Source organism: Streptomyces sp. NPDC031426, from assembly GCF_055581585.1.
Genome location: NZ_JBVIJE010000009.1, coordinates 278,137 through 292,182, shown reverse-complemented (window position 1 = coordinate 292,182; position 14,046 = coordinate 278,137). Strand labels below are relative to the sequence as shown.

General features: G+C 70.8%; 13 protein-coding genes and 3 pseudogenes. 8 read left to right on the top strand and 8 right to left on the bottom strand.

Annotated elements, in window-relative coordinates; translation table 11 throughout:
* Positions 1 to 23: 23 nt before the first annotated feature.
* From ACZ5NH_RS21235 to ACZ5NH_RS21220, 4 genes are all read right to left on the bottom strand, one after another.
* Positions 24 to 752 (bottom strand): DsbA family oxidoreductase, encoded by a 729-nt coding sequence (locus ACZ5NH_RS21235; RefSeq protein WP_468777292.1) that lies wholly within the window; start codon positions 750 to 752, stop codon positions 24 to 26.
* 97 nt (positions 753 to 849) lie between these two features.
* Positions 850 to 1,353: a GNAT family N-acetyltransferase gene (locus ACZ5NH_RS21230; RefSeq protein ID WP_468777291.1), complete on the bottom strand. Its 504-nt coding sequence runs from the start codon at positions 1,351 to 1,353 to the stop codon at positions 850 to 852.
* A 62-nt stretch (positions 1,354 to 1,415) separates the two neighbouring features.
* Positions 1,416 to 2,024, bottom strand: coding sequence for a DUF1349 domain-containing protein (locus ACZ5NH_RS21225; RefSeq protein ID WP_468777290.1), 609 nt, complete (start codon positions 2,022 to 2,024; stop codon positions 1,416 to 1,418).
* Positions 2,025 to 2,324: 300 nt separating this feature from the next.
* Complete coding sequence (locus ACZ5NH_RS21220) at positions 2,325 to 3,854, bottom strand: aldehyde dehydrogenase (NADP(+)) (RefSeq protein ID WP_468777288.1); 1,530 nt, start codon at positions 3,852 to 3,854, stop codon at positions 2,325 to 2,327.
* 131 nt (positions 3,855 to 3,985) lie between these two features.
* Between ACZ5NH_RS21220 and ACZ5NH_RS21215 the strand changes: the two genes are divergently transcribed.
* The 6 genes from ACZ5NH_RS21215 to ACZ5NH_RS21190 all read left to right on the top strand — a co-directional run bounded on the left by ACZ5NH_RS21215 (position 3,986) and on the right by ACZ5NH_RS21190 (position 9,730).
* Positions 3,986 to 4,756 carry an IclR family transcriptional regulator gene (locus ACZ5NH_RS21215; RefSeq protein ID WP_365722126.1) on the top strand — a complete coding sequence of 257 codons (771 nt, stop codon included), beginning with the start codon at positions 3,986 to 3,988 and terminating at the stop codon, positions 4,754 to 4,756.
* A 49-nt stretch (positions 4,757 to 4,805) separates the two neighbouring features.
* Positions 4,806 to 5,276, top strand: coding sequence for a GNAT family N-acetyltransferase (locus tag ACZ5NH_RS21210; RefSeq protein WP_468777286.1), 471 nt, complete (start codon positions 4,806 to 4,808; stop codon positions 5,274 to 5,276).
* 78 nt (positions 5,277 to 5,354) lie between these two features.
* Positions 5,355 to 6,296, top strand: a complete 942-nt coding sequence (locus ACZ5NH_RS21205; protein WP_468777284.1) for a hypothetical protein — start codon at positions 5,355 to 5,357, stop codon at positions 6,294 to 6,296.
* Positions 6,293 to 7,531, top strand: a complete 1,239-nt coding sequence (locus ACZ5NH_RS21200; protein WP_468777282.1) for a sensor histidine kinase — start codon at positions 6,293 to 6,295, stop codon at positions 7,529 to 7,531. The genes ACZ5NH_RS21205 and ACZ5NH_RS21200 overlap by 4 nt, the downstream gene beginning before the upstream one ends.
* A 30-nt stretch (positions 7,532 to 7,561) precedes the next feature.
* Positions 7,562 to 8,221 carry a response regulator transcription factor gene (locus tag ACZ5NH_RS21195; protein WP_388634950.1) on the top strand — a complete coding sequence of 220 codons (660 nt, stop codon included), beginning with the start codon at positions 7,562 to 7,564 and terminating at the stop codon, positions 8,219 to 8,221.
* Positions 8,222 to 8,275: 54 nt separating this feature from the next.
* The gene (locus tag ACZ5NH_RS21190; protein WP_468777280.1) at positions 8,276 to 9,730 is read left to right on the top strand and encodes a peptidoglycan D,D-transpeptidase FtsI family protein; all 1,455 of its coding nucleotides are present in this window, start codon (positions 8,276 to 8,278) and stop codon (positions 9,728 to 9,730) included.
* 22 nt (positions 9,731 to 9,752) lie between these two features.
* Here ACZ5NH_RS21190 and ACZ5NH_RS21185 read toward each other — a convergent pair whose 3' ends face one another.
* Positions 9,753 to 11,150, bottom strand: a complete 1,398-nt coding sequence (locus ACZ5NH_RS21185; protein ID WP_468777278.1) for an NCS2 family permease — start codon at positions 11,148 to 11,150, stop codon at positions 9,753 to 9,755.
* 169 nt (positions 11,151 to 11,319) lie between these two features.
* Between ACZ5NH_RS21185 and ACZ5NH_RS21180 the strand changes: the two are divergent.
* Together ACZ5NH_RS21180 and ACZ5NH_RS21175 are read left to right on the top strand one after the other, a co-directional pair.
* Positions 11,320 to 11,649: pseudogene (locus ACZ5NH_RS21180) on the top strand (sigma factor); the annotation flags it as partial.
* Between the two features lie 40 nt (positions 11,650 to 11,689).
* Positions 11,690 to 12,073, top strand: coding sequence for a hypothetical protein (locus ACZ5NH_RS21175; RefSeq protein ID WP_468777414.1), 384 nt, complete (start codon positions 11,690 to 11,692; stop codon positions 12,071 to 12,073).
* Between the two features lie 3 nt (positions 12,074 to 12,076).
* On the opposite strand, the gene ACZ5NH_RS21170 is transcribed toward ACZ5NH_RS21175, so the two are convergent.
* The 3 genes and pseudogenes from ACZ5NH_RS21170 to ACZ5NH_RS21160 all read right to left on the bottom strand — a co-directional run.
* Positions 12,077 to 12,874: an HAD family acid phosphatase gene (locus ACZ5NH_RS21170; protein ID WP_388634960.1), complete on the bottom strand. Its 798-nt coding sequence runs from the start codon at positions 12,872 to 12,874 to the stop codon at positions 12,077 to 12,079.
* A gap of 165 nt (positions 12,875 to 13,039) precedes the next feature.
* Positions 13,040 to 13,401, bottom strand: a pseudogene (locus ACZ5NH_RS21165) (beta-xylosidase family glycoside hydrolase); the annotation flags it as partial.
* A pseudogene (locus ACZ5NH_RS21160) lies at positions 13,395 to 14,025 on the bottom strand (carbohydrate ABC transporter permease); the annotation flags it as partial. The pseudogenes ACZ5NH_RS21160 and ACZ5NH_RS21165, both read right to left, overlap by 7 nt.
* Positions 14,026 to 14,046: the final 21 nt, after the last annotated feature.

Below are 14,046 nucleotides of genomic sequence, written 5' to 3'. Positions count from 1 at the left end.
TACGTCCGCCCCGACCTGCGGTTTCAGCCCTGCTGCGGCACCGCGCACCCGTCCGGCCCACAGGCTGCCCCGTCCGCCTGGTCTCCCTGCTCGACCAGCTTCAGCGGGGAGCGCTCGCCCCAGGCCTGGCTGAGCGCCTGGGTGAAGACCTCGGCGGGCTGGGCGCCGGAGACGCCGTACTTCCGGTCCAGGACGAAGAAGGGCACGCCGGTCGCGCCGAGCTCGGCGGCCTCGCGCTCGTCGGCACGGACCTCGCCGGCGTAGCGGGACGGGTCGGCGAGCACCTCGCGGACGGCCTCGGCGTCGAGACCGGACTCCACGGCCAGCTCGACGAGCCGCTCGTCGCCCTCGGTGAAGACGGAGCGCTCCTCGGCGAAGTTCGCCCGGTAGAGGATCTGGATCAGCTCGTCCTGCCTGCCCTGCTCCTTGGCGAAGTGCAGCAGACGGTGCATGTCGAAGGTGTTGCCGTGGTCGCGGCCCCGGGTGCGGTAGTCCAGGCCCTCGGCCGCGGCCTGGGCGCCGAGGTTGTCCTCGCCCGCCTGGGCCTGCGCCTCGCTCATGCCGTACTTCCTGGTCAGCATGGTGATCACCGGCTGGACGTCGCCCTTGGCGCGGCCCGGGTCCAGCTCGAAGGAACGGTGTACGACCTCGACGTCCTCGCGGTGCGGGAAGGCAGCGAGCGCCTTCTCGAAGCGGGCCTTGCCCACATAGCACCAGGGGCAGGCGATGTCGCTCCAGATCTCGACGCGCATGTCTTCGGCTCTCTCCAGGTCGTACGGGCGCGGAGGCTCTCTCCCGCCGGTACGTGAACGTTCAAGCAGCGCGGTTCATTCCCGGGGCACGCCCGGTTCATTCCCGGGGCACGGAGAGGCGCAGGAAGAGGTGGTGGTCGCCCTCGGCCGGCGGGTTCTCCGGGTCCGGGACCCAGCCCTGGCGGGCGTAGAAGGCCTGGGCGCGCCGGTTGTCGGCGTGCACGTCGAGTACGGCCGTGCGCCTGCCGTCCGCCTGCCACTCCTCCACGCAGGCCGCGTGCAGGGCCGTACCGATGCCGGAGCGCCAGTGCTCGGGGTCGACATGGAACTGGAACAGCTTGACCGTGTCCGCGGGGGCCCCGTCCGGGGTGCGGAAGGAGGCGATGCCGATGATCGCTCCGTCTTCCACCACGCACAGCACATGACCGTCGGGCCGCTCGACGGCGCCGCGCCAGGCGGCGGTCCAGTCGATGCCGTCGTCCGGGAGGCCGTCCGGGTAGTACGTCGCGCGGGCCCGGTGGTGCAGCGCGGCGATCTTCTCCGCCTCGGCGGGCAGAGCGGTACGGATGACGCGGGTCCCTGTCACACGGTCACTGATCATGCAGTACAGGACGCGGCCGTCCGCTGCCCGGTTCCGAGACCCACCGCACGTGAGCGGGCCGTTCAGGTGCCGTCTCGCAGGTCGCTCGGCCAGGAGTTCCTGAACTCCAGGTGGTCGTACGTCACCACGCAGCCCTCCCCCAGCGGCGACTGGGTCATGAAGCCGACCAGCGCGTCACCGGTCTCCTTCTCGTCGCCGAGGGTGAAGAGCCGGACGAAGGTCCAGTGCGCGCCGTCCCGGGAGGCGTGGAAGGCGAAGGCCCGCCCGGTCCTGCTGACCCGCAGCCACACCGAACTCCCTTCCACGGTGAAGGAGTTGGCGTCGTCCGAGTGTCCCCGGGTGACCACCGTGCAGACGGTGGGCACGTCCGGGGAGTACTCCAGGCAGAGCTTGGCCCAGGCCCGTTCGCCCACATGGACGTAGAGCACGCCCGCGTCGAAGGACGCGTTGAACCCGACCGTGACCCGCGCGATCAACTGGAAGTCGCCTTCCGGTGCACCCAGCAGCCGGGGCGCGTCGGAGGCGGGGTCCAGGCCTTCCCCGGTGGGGGTGACGAACCGGTCCTGCCGGGGGCCGGCCCAGCCGGTGAGCACGCCGTCCTCGTACGACCAGTGCCCGTCGGGGCCGTATGTGCGCAGGAGGAAGGGGAGTTCGGGGAGTTCCACGTCCATGGTCCGATTGTCTCAGGCGTCCCGACGCAAGGTTCGAAGGCCCGGGTCCGCGCTAGGTCCTGTCGTCAAACTCCCGCCGTCCGCCCGGAGGGCGAACCTCGCGGCGTCAGGTGCGTGCTCTGGGGGTCCCCCCGGCCGAAGGCTGGGGGAGTGCCGGGCCCTGGCCCTCGTACTGGGCGTACTTGGGCCCGGGTCCGGTGCGGCGAGTGGGGGTGCCCCCTTTGGGGGAGCGTGCATGGCGTCGCGGGGCTGGGGGCACCGCCCGGCCGAAGGCTGGGGGAGGGAGTTTGACGACAGGGCCTAGCGCTCCAGGACCCCGTTGAACCGCCGGGGAAGCCCCAGCGGGTTCTCGTCCCGCAACTCGGCGGGCAGCAGGGCCGACGGCGCGTTCTGGTAGGCGACCGGCCGCAGCCACCGCTCGATGGCCGTACCGCCCACGGAGGTGGAGGTGGAGGTCGTCGCGGGGTAGGGCCCGCCGTGATGCTGGGCCGGCGCCACCGCGACCCCCGTCGGCCATGCGTTGACCACCACGCGCCCCGCCAGCGGGGTCAGCTCGGCGAGGAGCTCCGCACCCCGCCCCTGACCGGCAGCCTCCTCGGCGGACAGCTGCACCGTCGCCGTCAGGTTGCCCGGCAGCCGGGACAGCACCGCCGCCGCCTCCCCCTCGTCCTCGTAGCGGACCACCACGGTGACCGGCCCGAAGCACTCCTCCAGGAGCCGGTCGTAGGCCCCCTCCTCGGCCAGCCTGCTCGCCGGCACCGTGAGGAACCCGGCGCTGACCGTGTGCTCGCCGCCCGCGCCCGGGGTGACCGGGGAGTCCACCTCGGGGAGCTGGGCGCGCTCGGCCACCCCGGCGATGAAGTTGTCCCGCATCCGGTGGTCGAGCAGCACGCCGGCCTCGGTGTTGCTCACCGCTGCCGTCAGGGCCTTGACCAGGCCGTCGCCCGCCGCGCCGGACGGCACGAGCACCAGGCCGGGCTTGACGCAGAACTGCCCGACCCCCAGCGTCATCGACCCGGCGAGCCCGGTGCCGATCTCCTCGGCGCGCTCGGCCGTGGCGGCCTCGGTCACCAGGACCGGGTTCAGCGAGCCCAGCTCACCGTGGAACGGGATCGGCACGGGCCGGGCGGCGGACGCGTCGAAGAGGGCGCGTCCGCCCCGTACCGAACCGGTGAAGCCCGCCGCGGCGACCAGAGGGTGCTTGATCAGTTCGACGCCCGCCTCGAAGCCGTGCACCAGGCCGATGACACCCTCGGGGATGCCGTGCTCGGCGGCGGCCCGGCGCAGCACCTTGGCGACCAGCTCGGACAGGGCCGGATGGTCGGGGTGGGCCTTGACCACGACCGGGCAGCCCGCGGCGAGCGCGCTCGCGGTGTCGCCGCCGGCGACGGAGAAGGCGAAGGGGAAGTTGGAAGCGGAGTAGACGGCGACGACACCGAGCGGCACCTTGTAGCGGCGCAGGTCCGGGACGGGTGGGGTCGCCGTGTCGTCGGGGTGGTTGATGACGACGTCGAGGAAGGCGCCCTCGTCGACGATGTCGGCGAAGGCCCGCAGCTGGTAGCTGGTGCGGGCGAGTTCACCGGTCAGCCGGACCGGGCCGAGCGCGGTCTCGGCGTCGGCGGTCTCGACCAGGCCGTCCCTGGCCGCGTCCAGACCCGCGGCGGCCGAGCGCAGGAAGGCGGAGCGCACCGCACGGTCGGCGAGGGCGCCGCGCGCGGCGTGGGCCGCGCGGACCGCCGTGTCCACCTCCTGGGCTGTGGCCTCCACCGCAACCTGTTCACGCTGCTTCCCGGTACGCGGGTCGACACTCCAGACTGGTGCTGCTGCCACCGCGGGTCCCTCCAGTAAGGCCGCAAGAACTAGGGTCACCCATCAGCCGCGTTCGATATACTGAACACTGTCTCTGATGATGAATGTGCTGCTCGGAGACTATTTCCCGGCGATTGAAGGGGTCAAGGGCGATGTCGGCTGGCGAGACAGGCGGGGCCCAGGTCAAGTCCGCGGTGCGGACCGTTGAATTGCTCGAGTACTTCGCCGGCAAGCCCGGCATGCACTCCCTCGCGGCCGTGCAGGAGGCCGTGGGTTACCCCAAGTCCAGCCTGTACATGCTGCTGCGCACACTCGTGGAGCTGGGCTGGGTGGAGACCGACGCGACGGGCACGCGCTACGGCATCGGGGTGCGGGCGCTGCTGGTCGGCACGTCGTACATCGACGGCGACGAGGTGGTGGCCGCCGCCCGGCCGACCCTGGACCGGCTCTCCGACGACACCACGGAGACCATCCACCTGGCGCGGCTCGACGGCACCAACGTCGTCTATCTGGCCACCCGCCAGTCCCAGCACTATCTGCGCCCCTTCACCCGGGTCGGACGCCGGCTGCCGGCCCACTCCACCTCCCTCGGCAAGGCGATCCTCGCCACGTACACCGACGAACAGGTGCGCAAGCTGCTGCCGGAGACGCTGCCCGCGCTCACCGAGAACACCATCACCGACCGGGAGAAGCTCATCGAGGAGCTGCACCAGGTGCGGGAGCAGGGCTTCGCGGTCGACCGCGAGGAGAACACCCTCGGCCTGCGCTGCTTCGGCGTGGCGATCCCCTACCGCACCCCGGCACGGGACGCCATCAGCTGCTCGGTGCCGGTGGCCCGGCTGACCCCCGCCCACGAGCAGATGATCAGGGACGCGCTGTTCGACGCCCGCGACCGGCTGACGCTGGCGACCCGCAGGCTCTGAGCGCGGGCGGTCGTGTGCCCGCTGCCCCGCTGTCGTAGGGTCGGCTCCCATGGAGATCGCGCTGCGGCCCGTCGAGGACAGTGACCTGCCCGTGTTCCACCGGCAGATGACCGACCCGGAGGCCGTCCGGATGGCCGCGTTCGGCCCGGAGAACCCGGACGACCACGAGGCCTTCGCGGCCTACTGGCAGCGCGTGCGCGACTCCGCCCACGTGCTGCGCACGGTCCTGGCCGACGGCGAGGTGGCCGGTAACGCGGCGGTCTACGGAGTGGCCGGCGAGCGCGAGGTGACGTACTGGATCGACCGCGCCCACTGGGGCCGCGGTGTGGCGACGGCCGCGCTGCGGGCCCTGCTCGCCGAGGTGCCCGAACGGCCGCTGTACGCGCGGGCGGCGGCCGACAACGCCGCGTCGCTGCGCGTGCTGGAGAAGTGCGGCTTCCGCGAGACGGCCCGGGCCCAGGGGTACGCGAACGGACGCGGGAAGGAGATCGAGGAGGTCGTGCTCGTCCTGCAGGGCTGAGCGCCTCCCCCATGCGGCGGAGACGGATCGTCGGGCCGCAGGAGGTGAACTCCCCGCTCCGCGCGGAAGCGTTGAGCCATGCCGATCTCAACAGCCCCTGTTCCCGCCGGTGTCTCCGCCCGGCGGCGCGCGCTCCGGCTCGTCGCCATCGCCGCCTGCCTGCCGTATCTCTCCCTCAAGCTCGCCTGGATCGCCGGGAGTCACCTCGGCATCCCGGACGGCAGTCCGCTGCTGGAGCACCGGCTGACCATGGCGCTCATCAACGGCCTCACCGTGCTGATGGACGCGACCGTGGTCGTGCTGGCGCTGCTGCTGACACGCCCGTGGGGGCGGCGGGTGCCCGCCTGGCTGCTCGCGGTGCCGATGTGGCTCGCCGTGGGACTCCTCGCGCCCATCATGGTGGGCTTCCCCCTGCAACTGGTCCTGCACGGCGGCGAAGGCGGCCGCAGCGACGGTAGACCCTTCCTGGCCGACTGGGTCTTCAGCGTGGTCTACAGCGGGTTCATCGTGCAGGGACTGGCTCTGGGCACGCTGTTCGCCGGGTACGCCCGTGAGCGCTGGGGGCATCTGTGGCGGGGGCGGGTCGGGGAACTGCCGGCCGGGAGCAGGCCGGCGAAGGCACAGCGGCGGACGGCCGTGACGGCGGCTCTCGTCGCGCTGTTCCCGGGCACGGTGCGGCTGTTGTGCGCCTGTGGGGCGGCGGACCTGGACCGCGGCGGCCATCGGTCCATGCAGTGCGTCTACGTCCTCTTCCTCGCCGCGGCCGTCACCGGTGCCTGGCAGCTCGCCTTCCGCAGGGGCCGCGGGCTGCCGGTCGCCGTACCCCTGACGCTGGCCTGGACCGGTTCCGGGGCGGTGGCCTGCTGGGCCGGATGGGTGTGGCTGGCGGTGCTGGTGTCGGGTGACAGGCCGACAGCGCTGACCGATCTCACCTACGCTGGGCAGATGGTCAGCGGCTTCCTCGTGGCGAGCGTCATCGCCCGCTTCCTCAGGGACCGGACCGTCAAGGCGCCGCGGTGACAGGAGCGTTGCAGCCGCTGTTCGGCGGCCGGGCGCGGCGCCGGTGGATCCATCTGATCCTCGGCGGCGCGCTCGCCATGCCGTATGTCCTCGTCGGCTCGGTGATCGTCGGCCTGCTCACCGGTGTGGACGACGTCTTCCGGTCCCTGCCCCTCCAACTGGACTCGTTCGCGGTCGGGTTGCCGATCGCCGCCGTCACCTCGCCGTTCCCGCTGACCCGGCCGCTGGAATCGGCGGCGGTACGAGCCCTGTGCGGGATCGACGCGGACCTGCTGGCCCACGGCCCGGCCCGGACGCGGGCCGAACGGGGCCGCACGGCCATCTGGTTCACGCTGCACCTCGGCCTCGGCGGAATCATCGCCGGGATGTCGCTGGCCTTCCCGCCGTTCGCGGCGACATTGATCGTCCTACCCGTGCTCGCCGGGCTGGGCCACTCCCCGCTCGCTCCCGAACTCATCGGCTCCCCCTGGGCTTTGGCGCTGTCACCGGTCGCCGGCCTGGCCATGCTGCTCACGCTCGCCGCGTGCGCCGCCGGCTGCGGGGCCCTGCTGGCCCGCTGGGCGCCCGCGCTGCTCGGGCCCACCCCTCAGGACCGGCTGGCCGCCGCCGAGGCCCGCGCCGCCGACCTCGCCGTACGCAACCGGCTGGCCCGTGAGCTGCACGACTCCGTCGGCCACGCCCTGAGCGCCGTCACCCTCCAGGCGAGCGCGGCCCGCCGGCTCCTCGACACCGACCCGGAGTTCGTCCGCGAGGCGCTCGCCGCCATCGAGGAGACCACCCGGCGCACGGTTGGCGAACTGGACGCCGTACTGGGCGTGTTGCGGGAGGGCGACGCGCCCGGCGCCGCGCCCGCGCCGACCCTGGAGACCGACCTGGACGGGCTGCTGCGCCGGACCCGGGCCGCCGGGCAACCCGTGACGGCCACCGTCGGCACGGATCCCGCCGCACTGCCGCCGCTGGTCTCCCGCGAGGCGTACCGGATCGTGCAGGAGGGCCTGAGCAACGCGCTGAAGCACGCCGGCACGGCGGTCGCCGTCCGGATCGCCACCGCCGCCGGGCACCTGGAGATCACCGTCGAGAACCCGCTGGGCGACGTCCCGGCTCCCCGCCCCGGCGGCGGCCACGGTCTGCGCGGCATCGCCGACCGGGTGCGGCTGCTCGGCGGCACGGCTCAGGCGGGGCCGTCGGGAGACGTCTGGCGCCTGTCCGTACGACTGCCGTTGAAGTCTGCCTGATACCGCGGCGTGACCGCTGAAAGGACTCGTATGCCCCAGTCCGCGATCCGGATCGTCCTCGCCGACGACGAGCGCATGGTCCGCACCGCCCTGCGTGCCATCCTCTCCGTCGAGCCCGATGTGGAGGTGGTCGGTGAGGCGGCGACCGGTGCCGAGGCCGTGTCCGTCGTCCGGGAGCTGCGGCCCGATGTCGTCCTCATGGACGTCCGCATGCCTCAGATCGACGGCATCCGGGCCACCGAACAGATCCTCGCCACGCTCGACGAGCCGCCCCGGGTCGTGGTCGTCACCACCTTCGAGAACGACTCCTACGTGTACGACGCGCTGCGCGCCGGAGCTTGTGGGTTCCTGCTCAAGCGGGCGGACGCCGACGCCCTGGTGCAGGCGGTACGGCTGGTCGCGCGCACCGACAGCCTGCTGTTCCCGTCGGCCGTCCGGGCCCTCGCGGCCGAGCACGCCCGTACGGCGCCCGCACCGCCGGCGTGGGTGAGCAAGCTCACCGGACGTGAGAGCGAGGTGCTGCGGCACCTGGCCGCCGGACTGACCAACGCCGAGATCGCCCGGCGCATGGACGTCGGCCCCGCCACCGTGAAGTCGCACGTCGCGGCCGTGCTGGCGAAGACGGGCACCCGGGACCGCACCCAGGCGGTGATCGCCGCGTACGAGGCCGGTTTCCTGAGCACAGGATGAGAAAACGGGGCGTACGGGAACGATCGTCCCCCTCTCGATCGTCTTCGGAGCGGGATGAACAAGACGATCAGGCGGGCGTCCGTCTTCGCGCTGCTGCTCGTGCTCGCTCTGCTGGTCAGGGCGACCTGGGTGCAGTTCTACGACGGCAAGGCCCTCGCGGACGACAACGACAACCGGCGGAACGCGATCCGGACGTACTCGCGGCCGCTCGGGAACATCATCGTGGCCGGAAACGCGATCACCGGCTCCACCCGGACCAAGGGGAGCGACCTCGTATACAAGCGGACGTACACGGACGGCAGGCTCTACGCGGCGGTGACGGGCTACGCCTCGCAGGCCTATGCCCCCACCCAGCTGGAGGGTATCTACAAGGACCTGCTCAACGGCACGGACAACCGGCTGAAGAACGTGCTGGACACGCTCACCGGCAAGCGCGCCGACCCGGGCAACGTGCTCACCACGCTCGACCCGGACGTGCAGAAGGCGGCCTACCGCGCGCTCGGCGACACGAAGGGCGGCGCGGTGGCGATCGACCCGAAGACCGGCAAGATCCTCGCGGCGGTGTCCACGCCGTCGTACGACCCCGCCTCGCTCACCGACGCCAACACGGCCGGCACCGCCTGGAAGCAGCTCAACGCCGACAAGGACAAGCCGCTCACCAACCGCGCGCTGCGCCAGCCGCTGCCGCCGGGATCGACGTTCAAGCTGGTCGTGGCGGCGGCCGCATTGGAGGACGGGCTGTACAAGAACGTGGACGATCCGACCGACAGCCCCGCCCCGTACACCCCGCCCGGCACGACGCACGTGCTGGAGAACGAGAACAAGTCGGCGCCGTGCAGGAACGCCTCGATCCGCGTCGCCCTGCAGTACTCCTGCAACAACGTCTTCGGCCACATGGCCGTCCAGCTCGGCCAGGACAAGGTGAAGGCCATGGCCGAGAAGTTCGGCTTCAACGACGACAAGCAGGACGTGCCGGTGCGGGCCTACGCCAGCGGGTACCCCTCCGGCATGGACCAGGCGCAGACCGCGCTGTCCGGTATCGGCCAGTTCGATGTGACCGCGACCCCGCTGCAGATGGCCATGGTGTCCGCGGCCATAGCCAACGGCGGCAAGCTGGTCTCGCCGCATATGGTGTCGCAGATCACCGACAGTGGCGGTGAGGTGTTGCAGAACTACGACGGCAGCGCGGACACCAAGCAGATCGTCAGCTCCTCCACCGCCGAGCAGCTCCAGTCGGCGATGGAGACGGTGGTCAAGGACGGCACCGGGACGAACGCCCTGATCGACGGCGCCACGGTCGGCGGCAAGACCGGCACCGCCCAGCACGGCGAGAACAACAGCAAGACGCCGTACGCCTGGTTCACGTCCTTCGCCAAGTCCGACACCAACGGCAAGGAAGTGGCTGTCGCCGTGATGGTGGAGCAGTCGGACGCGGCTCGGTCGGAAGTGAGCGGCAACGGTCTGGCGGCGCCGGTGGCGAAGGCGATGATGCAGGCGGCGTTGAAGTGAGGCTCCCCGTGAGGAGCGTGCCTCACTTCACCCCGAGAACCTGCTCGATCGGATCGATCGCGAAGTACACGAGGAACAGCGCCGACACGGTCCACAACAGCCAGTTGACCTCTCTCGCCCGGCCCAGCACCGACTTGATCACCACGTAGGACACGAAGCCCGCGCCGATCCCGTCGGTGATGGAGTACGTGAACGGCATCGCCGCGATGGTGAGAAACGCCGGGATGGCGATCTCGTACCGGTCCCAGTCGATGTGCTTGACGTGGGTCATCATCAGGAAGCCCACCGCGATCAGCGCGGGCGCCGCCGCCTGGAGCGGGACGATGGTGAGCAGCGGGGTGAGGAAGAGGGCGAGGCCGAACAGGCCCCCGGTGACGAGGTTGGCGAGGCCGGTGCGGGCACCCTCGCCGACGCCGGCCGCGGACTCGATGTAGGCGGTGTTGGAGGAGGCGGAGCCGATGCCGCCGACGGCGGCCGCGGCGCCGTCGATGAACAGCACCCGGCCGATGCCGGGCACCTGCCCCTTCTCGTCCAGCAGTCCGGCCTCCGCGCTGATGCCGACGATCGTGCCCATGGCGTCGAAGAAGTCGGACAGGATCAGGGTGAAGACCAGCAGGACGGCGGTGAGGACGCCGGCCTTGGCGAAGCCGCCGAACAGGCTGAAGTGACCGATGAGCCCGAAGTCCGGTGCGGCCACGATCTTGTCGGGGACCTTGGGCGTGGTCAGGCCCCAGCTCTTGATGTCGGCGACGGCGTTGACGATGATCGCGACGACGGTCATCGTGACGATGCTGATGAGGATCGCGCCCTTCACCTTCCGGGCGAGCAGGGCGATGGTCAGCAGCACACCGAGGCAGAACACGAGCACGGGCCAGCCGGTCAGGCGTCCCACGGCGCCCAGTTGCACGGGCACAGTGGTGTGCGCGGCGTCCGGGATGCGGCTGACGAACCCGGCGTCCACGAGGCCGATGAAGGCGATGAACAGGCCGATGCCGACGCCGATGGCCTGCTTCAGCTGCTGCGGGATCGCGTTCATGATGGCCTCCCGCAGTCCGGTGAGGACCAGCAGACAGATGATCAGGCCCTCCAGGACCACCAGGCCCATCGCATCCGGCCAGCTCATCAGCGGGGCCAGTTGGAAGGCGACGACGGCGTTGAGGCCGAGGCCGGCGGCGATGGCGAGCGGGAGGTTGCCGCCGACCCCCATGACGATGGTCATCACACACGCCACCAGCGCGGTGGCGGTGACGAGTTGCCCGGTGTCGAGTGTGTGCCCGAACTTGTCCTTGGCGCTGCCCAGGATGATCGGATTCAGGACAAGGATGTAGGCCATGGTGAAGAACGTGGCGAAACCGCCGCGTATCTCCCGGCTGAGGGTGGATCCCCGCTCGGAGATCCTGAAGTACCGGTCCACTGACATGGTCCCACTCCTCGTCATCTGATGATCGGCTTGCGGATGCTGGCTGGATTGTTCCCCCGTTCAACCTGTTTCAGGTTTTCCCTGTGTTACGGAATCTGGTTCGGTGGACCATACGTTGTTCGACCCCCCGTACAGTCACTCACCGAGCCGCACCGAGAAGAGGTCACCCGTGGGCACAGTCGTCGACGACGCCGCCTCCGTGGAGTTCCATGCCTTCTTCGACCGGCACTACGCCGAACTCTCCCGCCTCGCCGCCCTGTTGACCGGTGAGCCGGACGCCGCCGACGATCTGGCGGCGGACGCGCTGCTCGCGCTGTGGCACCGCTGGGACCGGGTGCGCGCAGCCGACCACCCGGTGGCGTACGCGCGGGGCGTGGTCGCCGACCTGGCCCGCACCCGGATCCGCAGCGCGGTGCGCGAGCGCCGGCGGATCGCGGTGTTCTGGTCGCACGGCGAGGAGAAGACCCAGAACCCGGACGTCGCCGGGGTGGTGGACGTGCACGCTGAAGACGTCGAAGCAACTCTCCTCGCTCACGGCGGTGTTGAAGGTCGCACAGACCGGTGGGGTGTCCTCGACGGGGGCGTGGCGCTCGCTGCCGGAGGGCGACTTCACGCAGACGGTCGAGGAGCAGGCCGGGCTCGTCGTCTACACGTGGCGGCTCAAGGTGGGCCGTACGGTGCCCGCGGGGCAGTGGATGTTCGCGGGGCAGTACGACCATGCGCGGGGCGGGCGCGACGCGAAGGGCGACAGCTACACGATCACGGGTGCCGCCGAGGGGCGTATGTACTCGGTGACCGGTGATTTGCCGCGCTCTCGTGAAAACAGCCGAACGGACCACGCGCTTCCGGCCGGCCCCCGCCACGGCACGGTGCTGCCGGTGACGGGAGCCGGGTACGAGCGGCTGCTCAGGACGTACGGCTGACGCTCAGCCGACGAAGTACGTCGGGTTCGGCAGCTTGTACGTGCGGTCGGCGTAGCCGCCGTCGAGGTCCGAGTACTGGTCGCCGAAGTTGGCGATGATCTCGTACCCCAGGTCGTCCTCGATGTGCTTGCGCGTCCCGGACTTGTACTGCACGGTCGTGCAGTTCCAGGCGGTCGGGGTGGCGCAGTCGCTCAGGTAGGCGGGCGGGTTGGCCTTGTCCTTGAGGAACATGTGGTCGGCGTCGAGGTTCACATCGGCGCCGACCTTCTTCAGGTTCGCGACCGCGGCGGCGCGCTGGGCCTCGCTCAGGCCGGAGTTGTAGAAGACCTCGACGCCCTTGGACTCGGCGTACTGCACCAGCTCGGGGCTGCCGAAGACGGCCGGGCGGTCGGCGCGGTTCACGTAGTCGTTCCACGTGGCGGGGTTGTACGTGTAGTTGTAGCGCTTCTCGTAGTCGAGGCTGAGCAGCAGCGTGTCGTCGATGTCGAACATGACGGCCGGCTTCTCGCCGTGGCGGTGCGCCTTGCGGGCCGCCTTGTCGATGTAGCGCTCGGCGTCGGCGTCGATGCCGGCCAGGTCCTGGGCGTACGGGCTGTCCGGGGACGCCTGATAGACGCCGTTGCTGTCGGCGTGGGTGCCGTAGTAGGTGTCGATGTCCTTCACCAACTGCCCGATGTTGTAGGGCTCGTGGGTGGAGTTCGCCGTCGACTGACCGGCGGTGGCCACGCCCGCGCCGTACAGCGCGACACCGGCGAGCGCACAGGCGGCACCGGCGGCGACGACTCTGTGGGACTTCCGCATGGATTCTCCGGATCTGGTGGATGAGAGTGATGTACCAGGTCGGAGTATGTCTACGCGCATAACACCCCAGCGTGCGAGGCCTGTTATCCGATCGATAGGTTCAATTGTCGCGGACACATCAGTTCGTCGTCGCGCCGATCATCATGCTCCCCGGGTTTTACACCGTCACAGGGGTGTGATCCGGAACCGGGTGAAGCCGGCCGCCCCCGCGTGTCCCGGTCCCTCGGGCGCGACGGCGAACAGGCCGAGCAGGGCGCCCACCCAGCGCCAGGGGGTGGCCGTGAAGACCGGCCCGGACGGGCACGGGCCGTCCCACGACGTCGTACGAGAACCGGCAGCGCGCCCCGGCGCCGACCTCGATCCGCAGCCGGGCCCGTCTCTCGGGCGTGCAGCAGGGCACACCCGTCGGCGACCGCCTCCGCGAACCGGTGCACGAGCCGGACCGTCCCGTCGGCCGCCCGCTCCAGGCCGATCCAGCAGAACGCGTCCCCGAGCACCACGAGCCCGGCCCACGCCCCCGGTACGCCACCGTGGTCAGGGCGGAGGCGTAGCCCAAGTTGTGGGCGCAGACACTGGTGTTGGCGATGTAGAGGGGCAGGGTCGTGGTCTCCCCCGCCGGGCCGCCGCCCGTCAGGGTGTAGAGCAGGTCGACGTTGTTGAACTCCCACACCGCCCGCAGCAGCGTGGACAGGACGATCGCGTCCTTCAGATGGGGCAGGGTGATGTGCCAGAACTGCTTGAGCCGGCCGGCCCCGTCGAGAGATCGGCGACGACCGCCGCCGGGAAGACGGTCGAGGTGTCCGAGAGCCGGCTGGTGCCGCACGACCCGATCCCCGCATCGGCGAGGTAACGGGTGATGCCCGTCTGGGAGTTGTAGAGCAGCACCAGATCGCGGAGGTCAGCACGCCGGAGACGGCCCACAGGGAGAAGACCAGGACGCGGCCCAGCGCCAGACCGAACAGCAGCTGCAGGCCGACCTCGGCCACGACCCACTTGGCGCTGAAGGTCAGCGTGTCCCGGAGCTGGGGGTCGTGGGCGAAGATCTGCGTGAAGTTGCCTGGGCCCGCGAAACCGTTCCGCCACGGCTTGGTCGGGTTGTAGTTCCGCAGGCTGTAGTAGAAGACGCTGAGCACCGGGTAGGCGATGAAGCCTCAGCAGGGCCGCCGGTTTCG

Bases quoted from the DNA above. Each gene is read 5' to 3' on its own strand.
- ACZ5NH_RS21205 (WP_468777284.1), top strand. From the start codon at position 5,355: ATGCCGATCTCAACAGCCCCTGTTCCCGCCGGTGTCTCCGCCCGGCGG.
- ACZ5NH_RS21185 (WP_468777278.1), bottom strand. From the start codon at position 11,150: ATGTCAGTGGACCGGTACTTCAGGATCTCCGAGCGGGGATCCACCCTC.
- ACZ5NH_RS21230 (WP_468777291.1), bottom strand. From the start codon at position 1,353: ATGATCAGTGACCGTGTGACAGGGACCCGCGTCATCCGTACCGCTCTG.
- ACZ5NH_RS21170 (WP_388634960.1), bottom strand. From the start codon at position 12,874: ATGCGGAAGTCCCACAGAGTCGTCGCCGCCGGTGCCGCCTGTGCGCTC.
- ACZ5NH_RS21215 (WP_365722126.1), top strand. From the start codon at position 3,986: ATGTCGGCTGGCGAGACAGGCGGGGCCCAGGTCAAGTCCGCGGTGCGG.
- ACZ5NH_RS21190 (WP_468777280.1), top strand. From the start codon at position 8,276: ATGAACAAGACGATCAGGCGGGCGTCCGTCTTCGCGCTGCTGCTCGTG.
- ACZ5NH_RS21225 (WP_468777290.1), bottom strand. From the start codon at position 2,024: ATGGACGTGGAACTCCCCGAACTCCCCTTCCTCCTGCGCACATACGGC.
- ACZ5NH_RS21195 (WP_388634950.1), top strand. From the start codon at position 7,562: ATGCCCCAGTCCGCGATCCGGATCGTCCTCGCCGACGACGAGCGCATG.
- ACZ5NH_RS21235 (WP_468777292.1), bottom strand. From the start codon at position 752: ATGCGCGTCGAGATCTGGAGCGACATCGCCTGCCCCTGGTGCTATGTG.
- ACZ5NH_RS21210 (WP_468777286.1), top strand. From the start codon at position 4,806: ATGGAGATCGCGCTGCGGCCCGTCGAGGACAGTGACCTGCCCGTGTTC.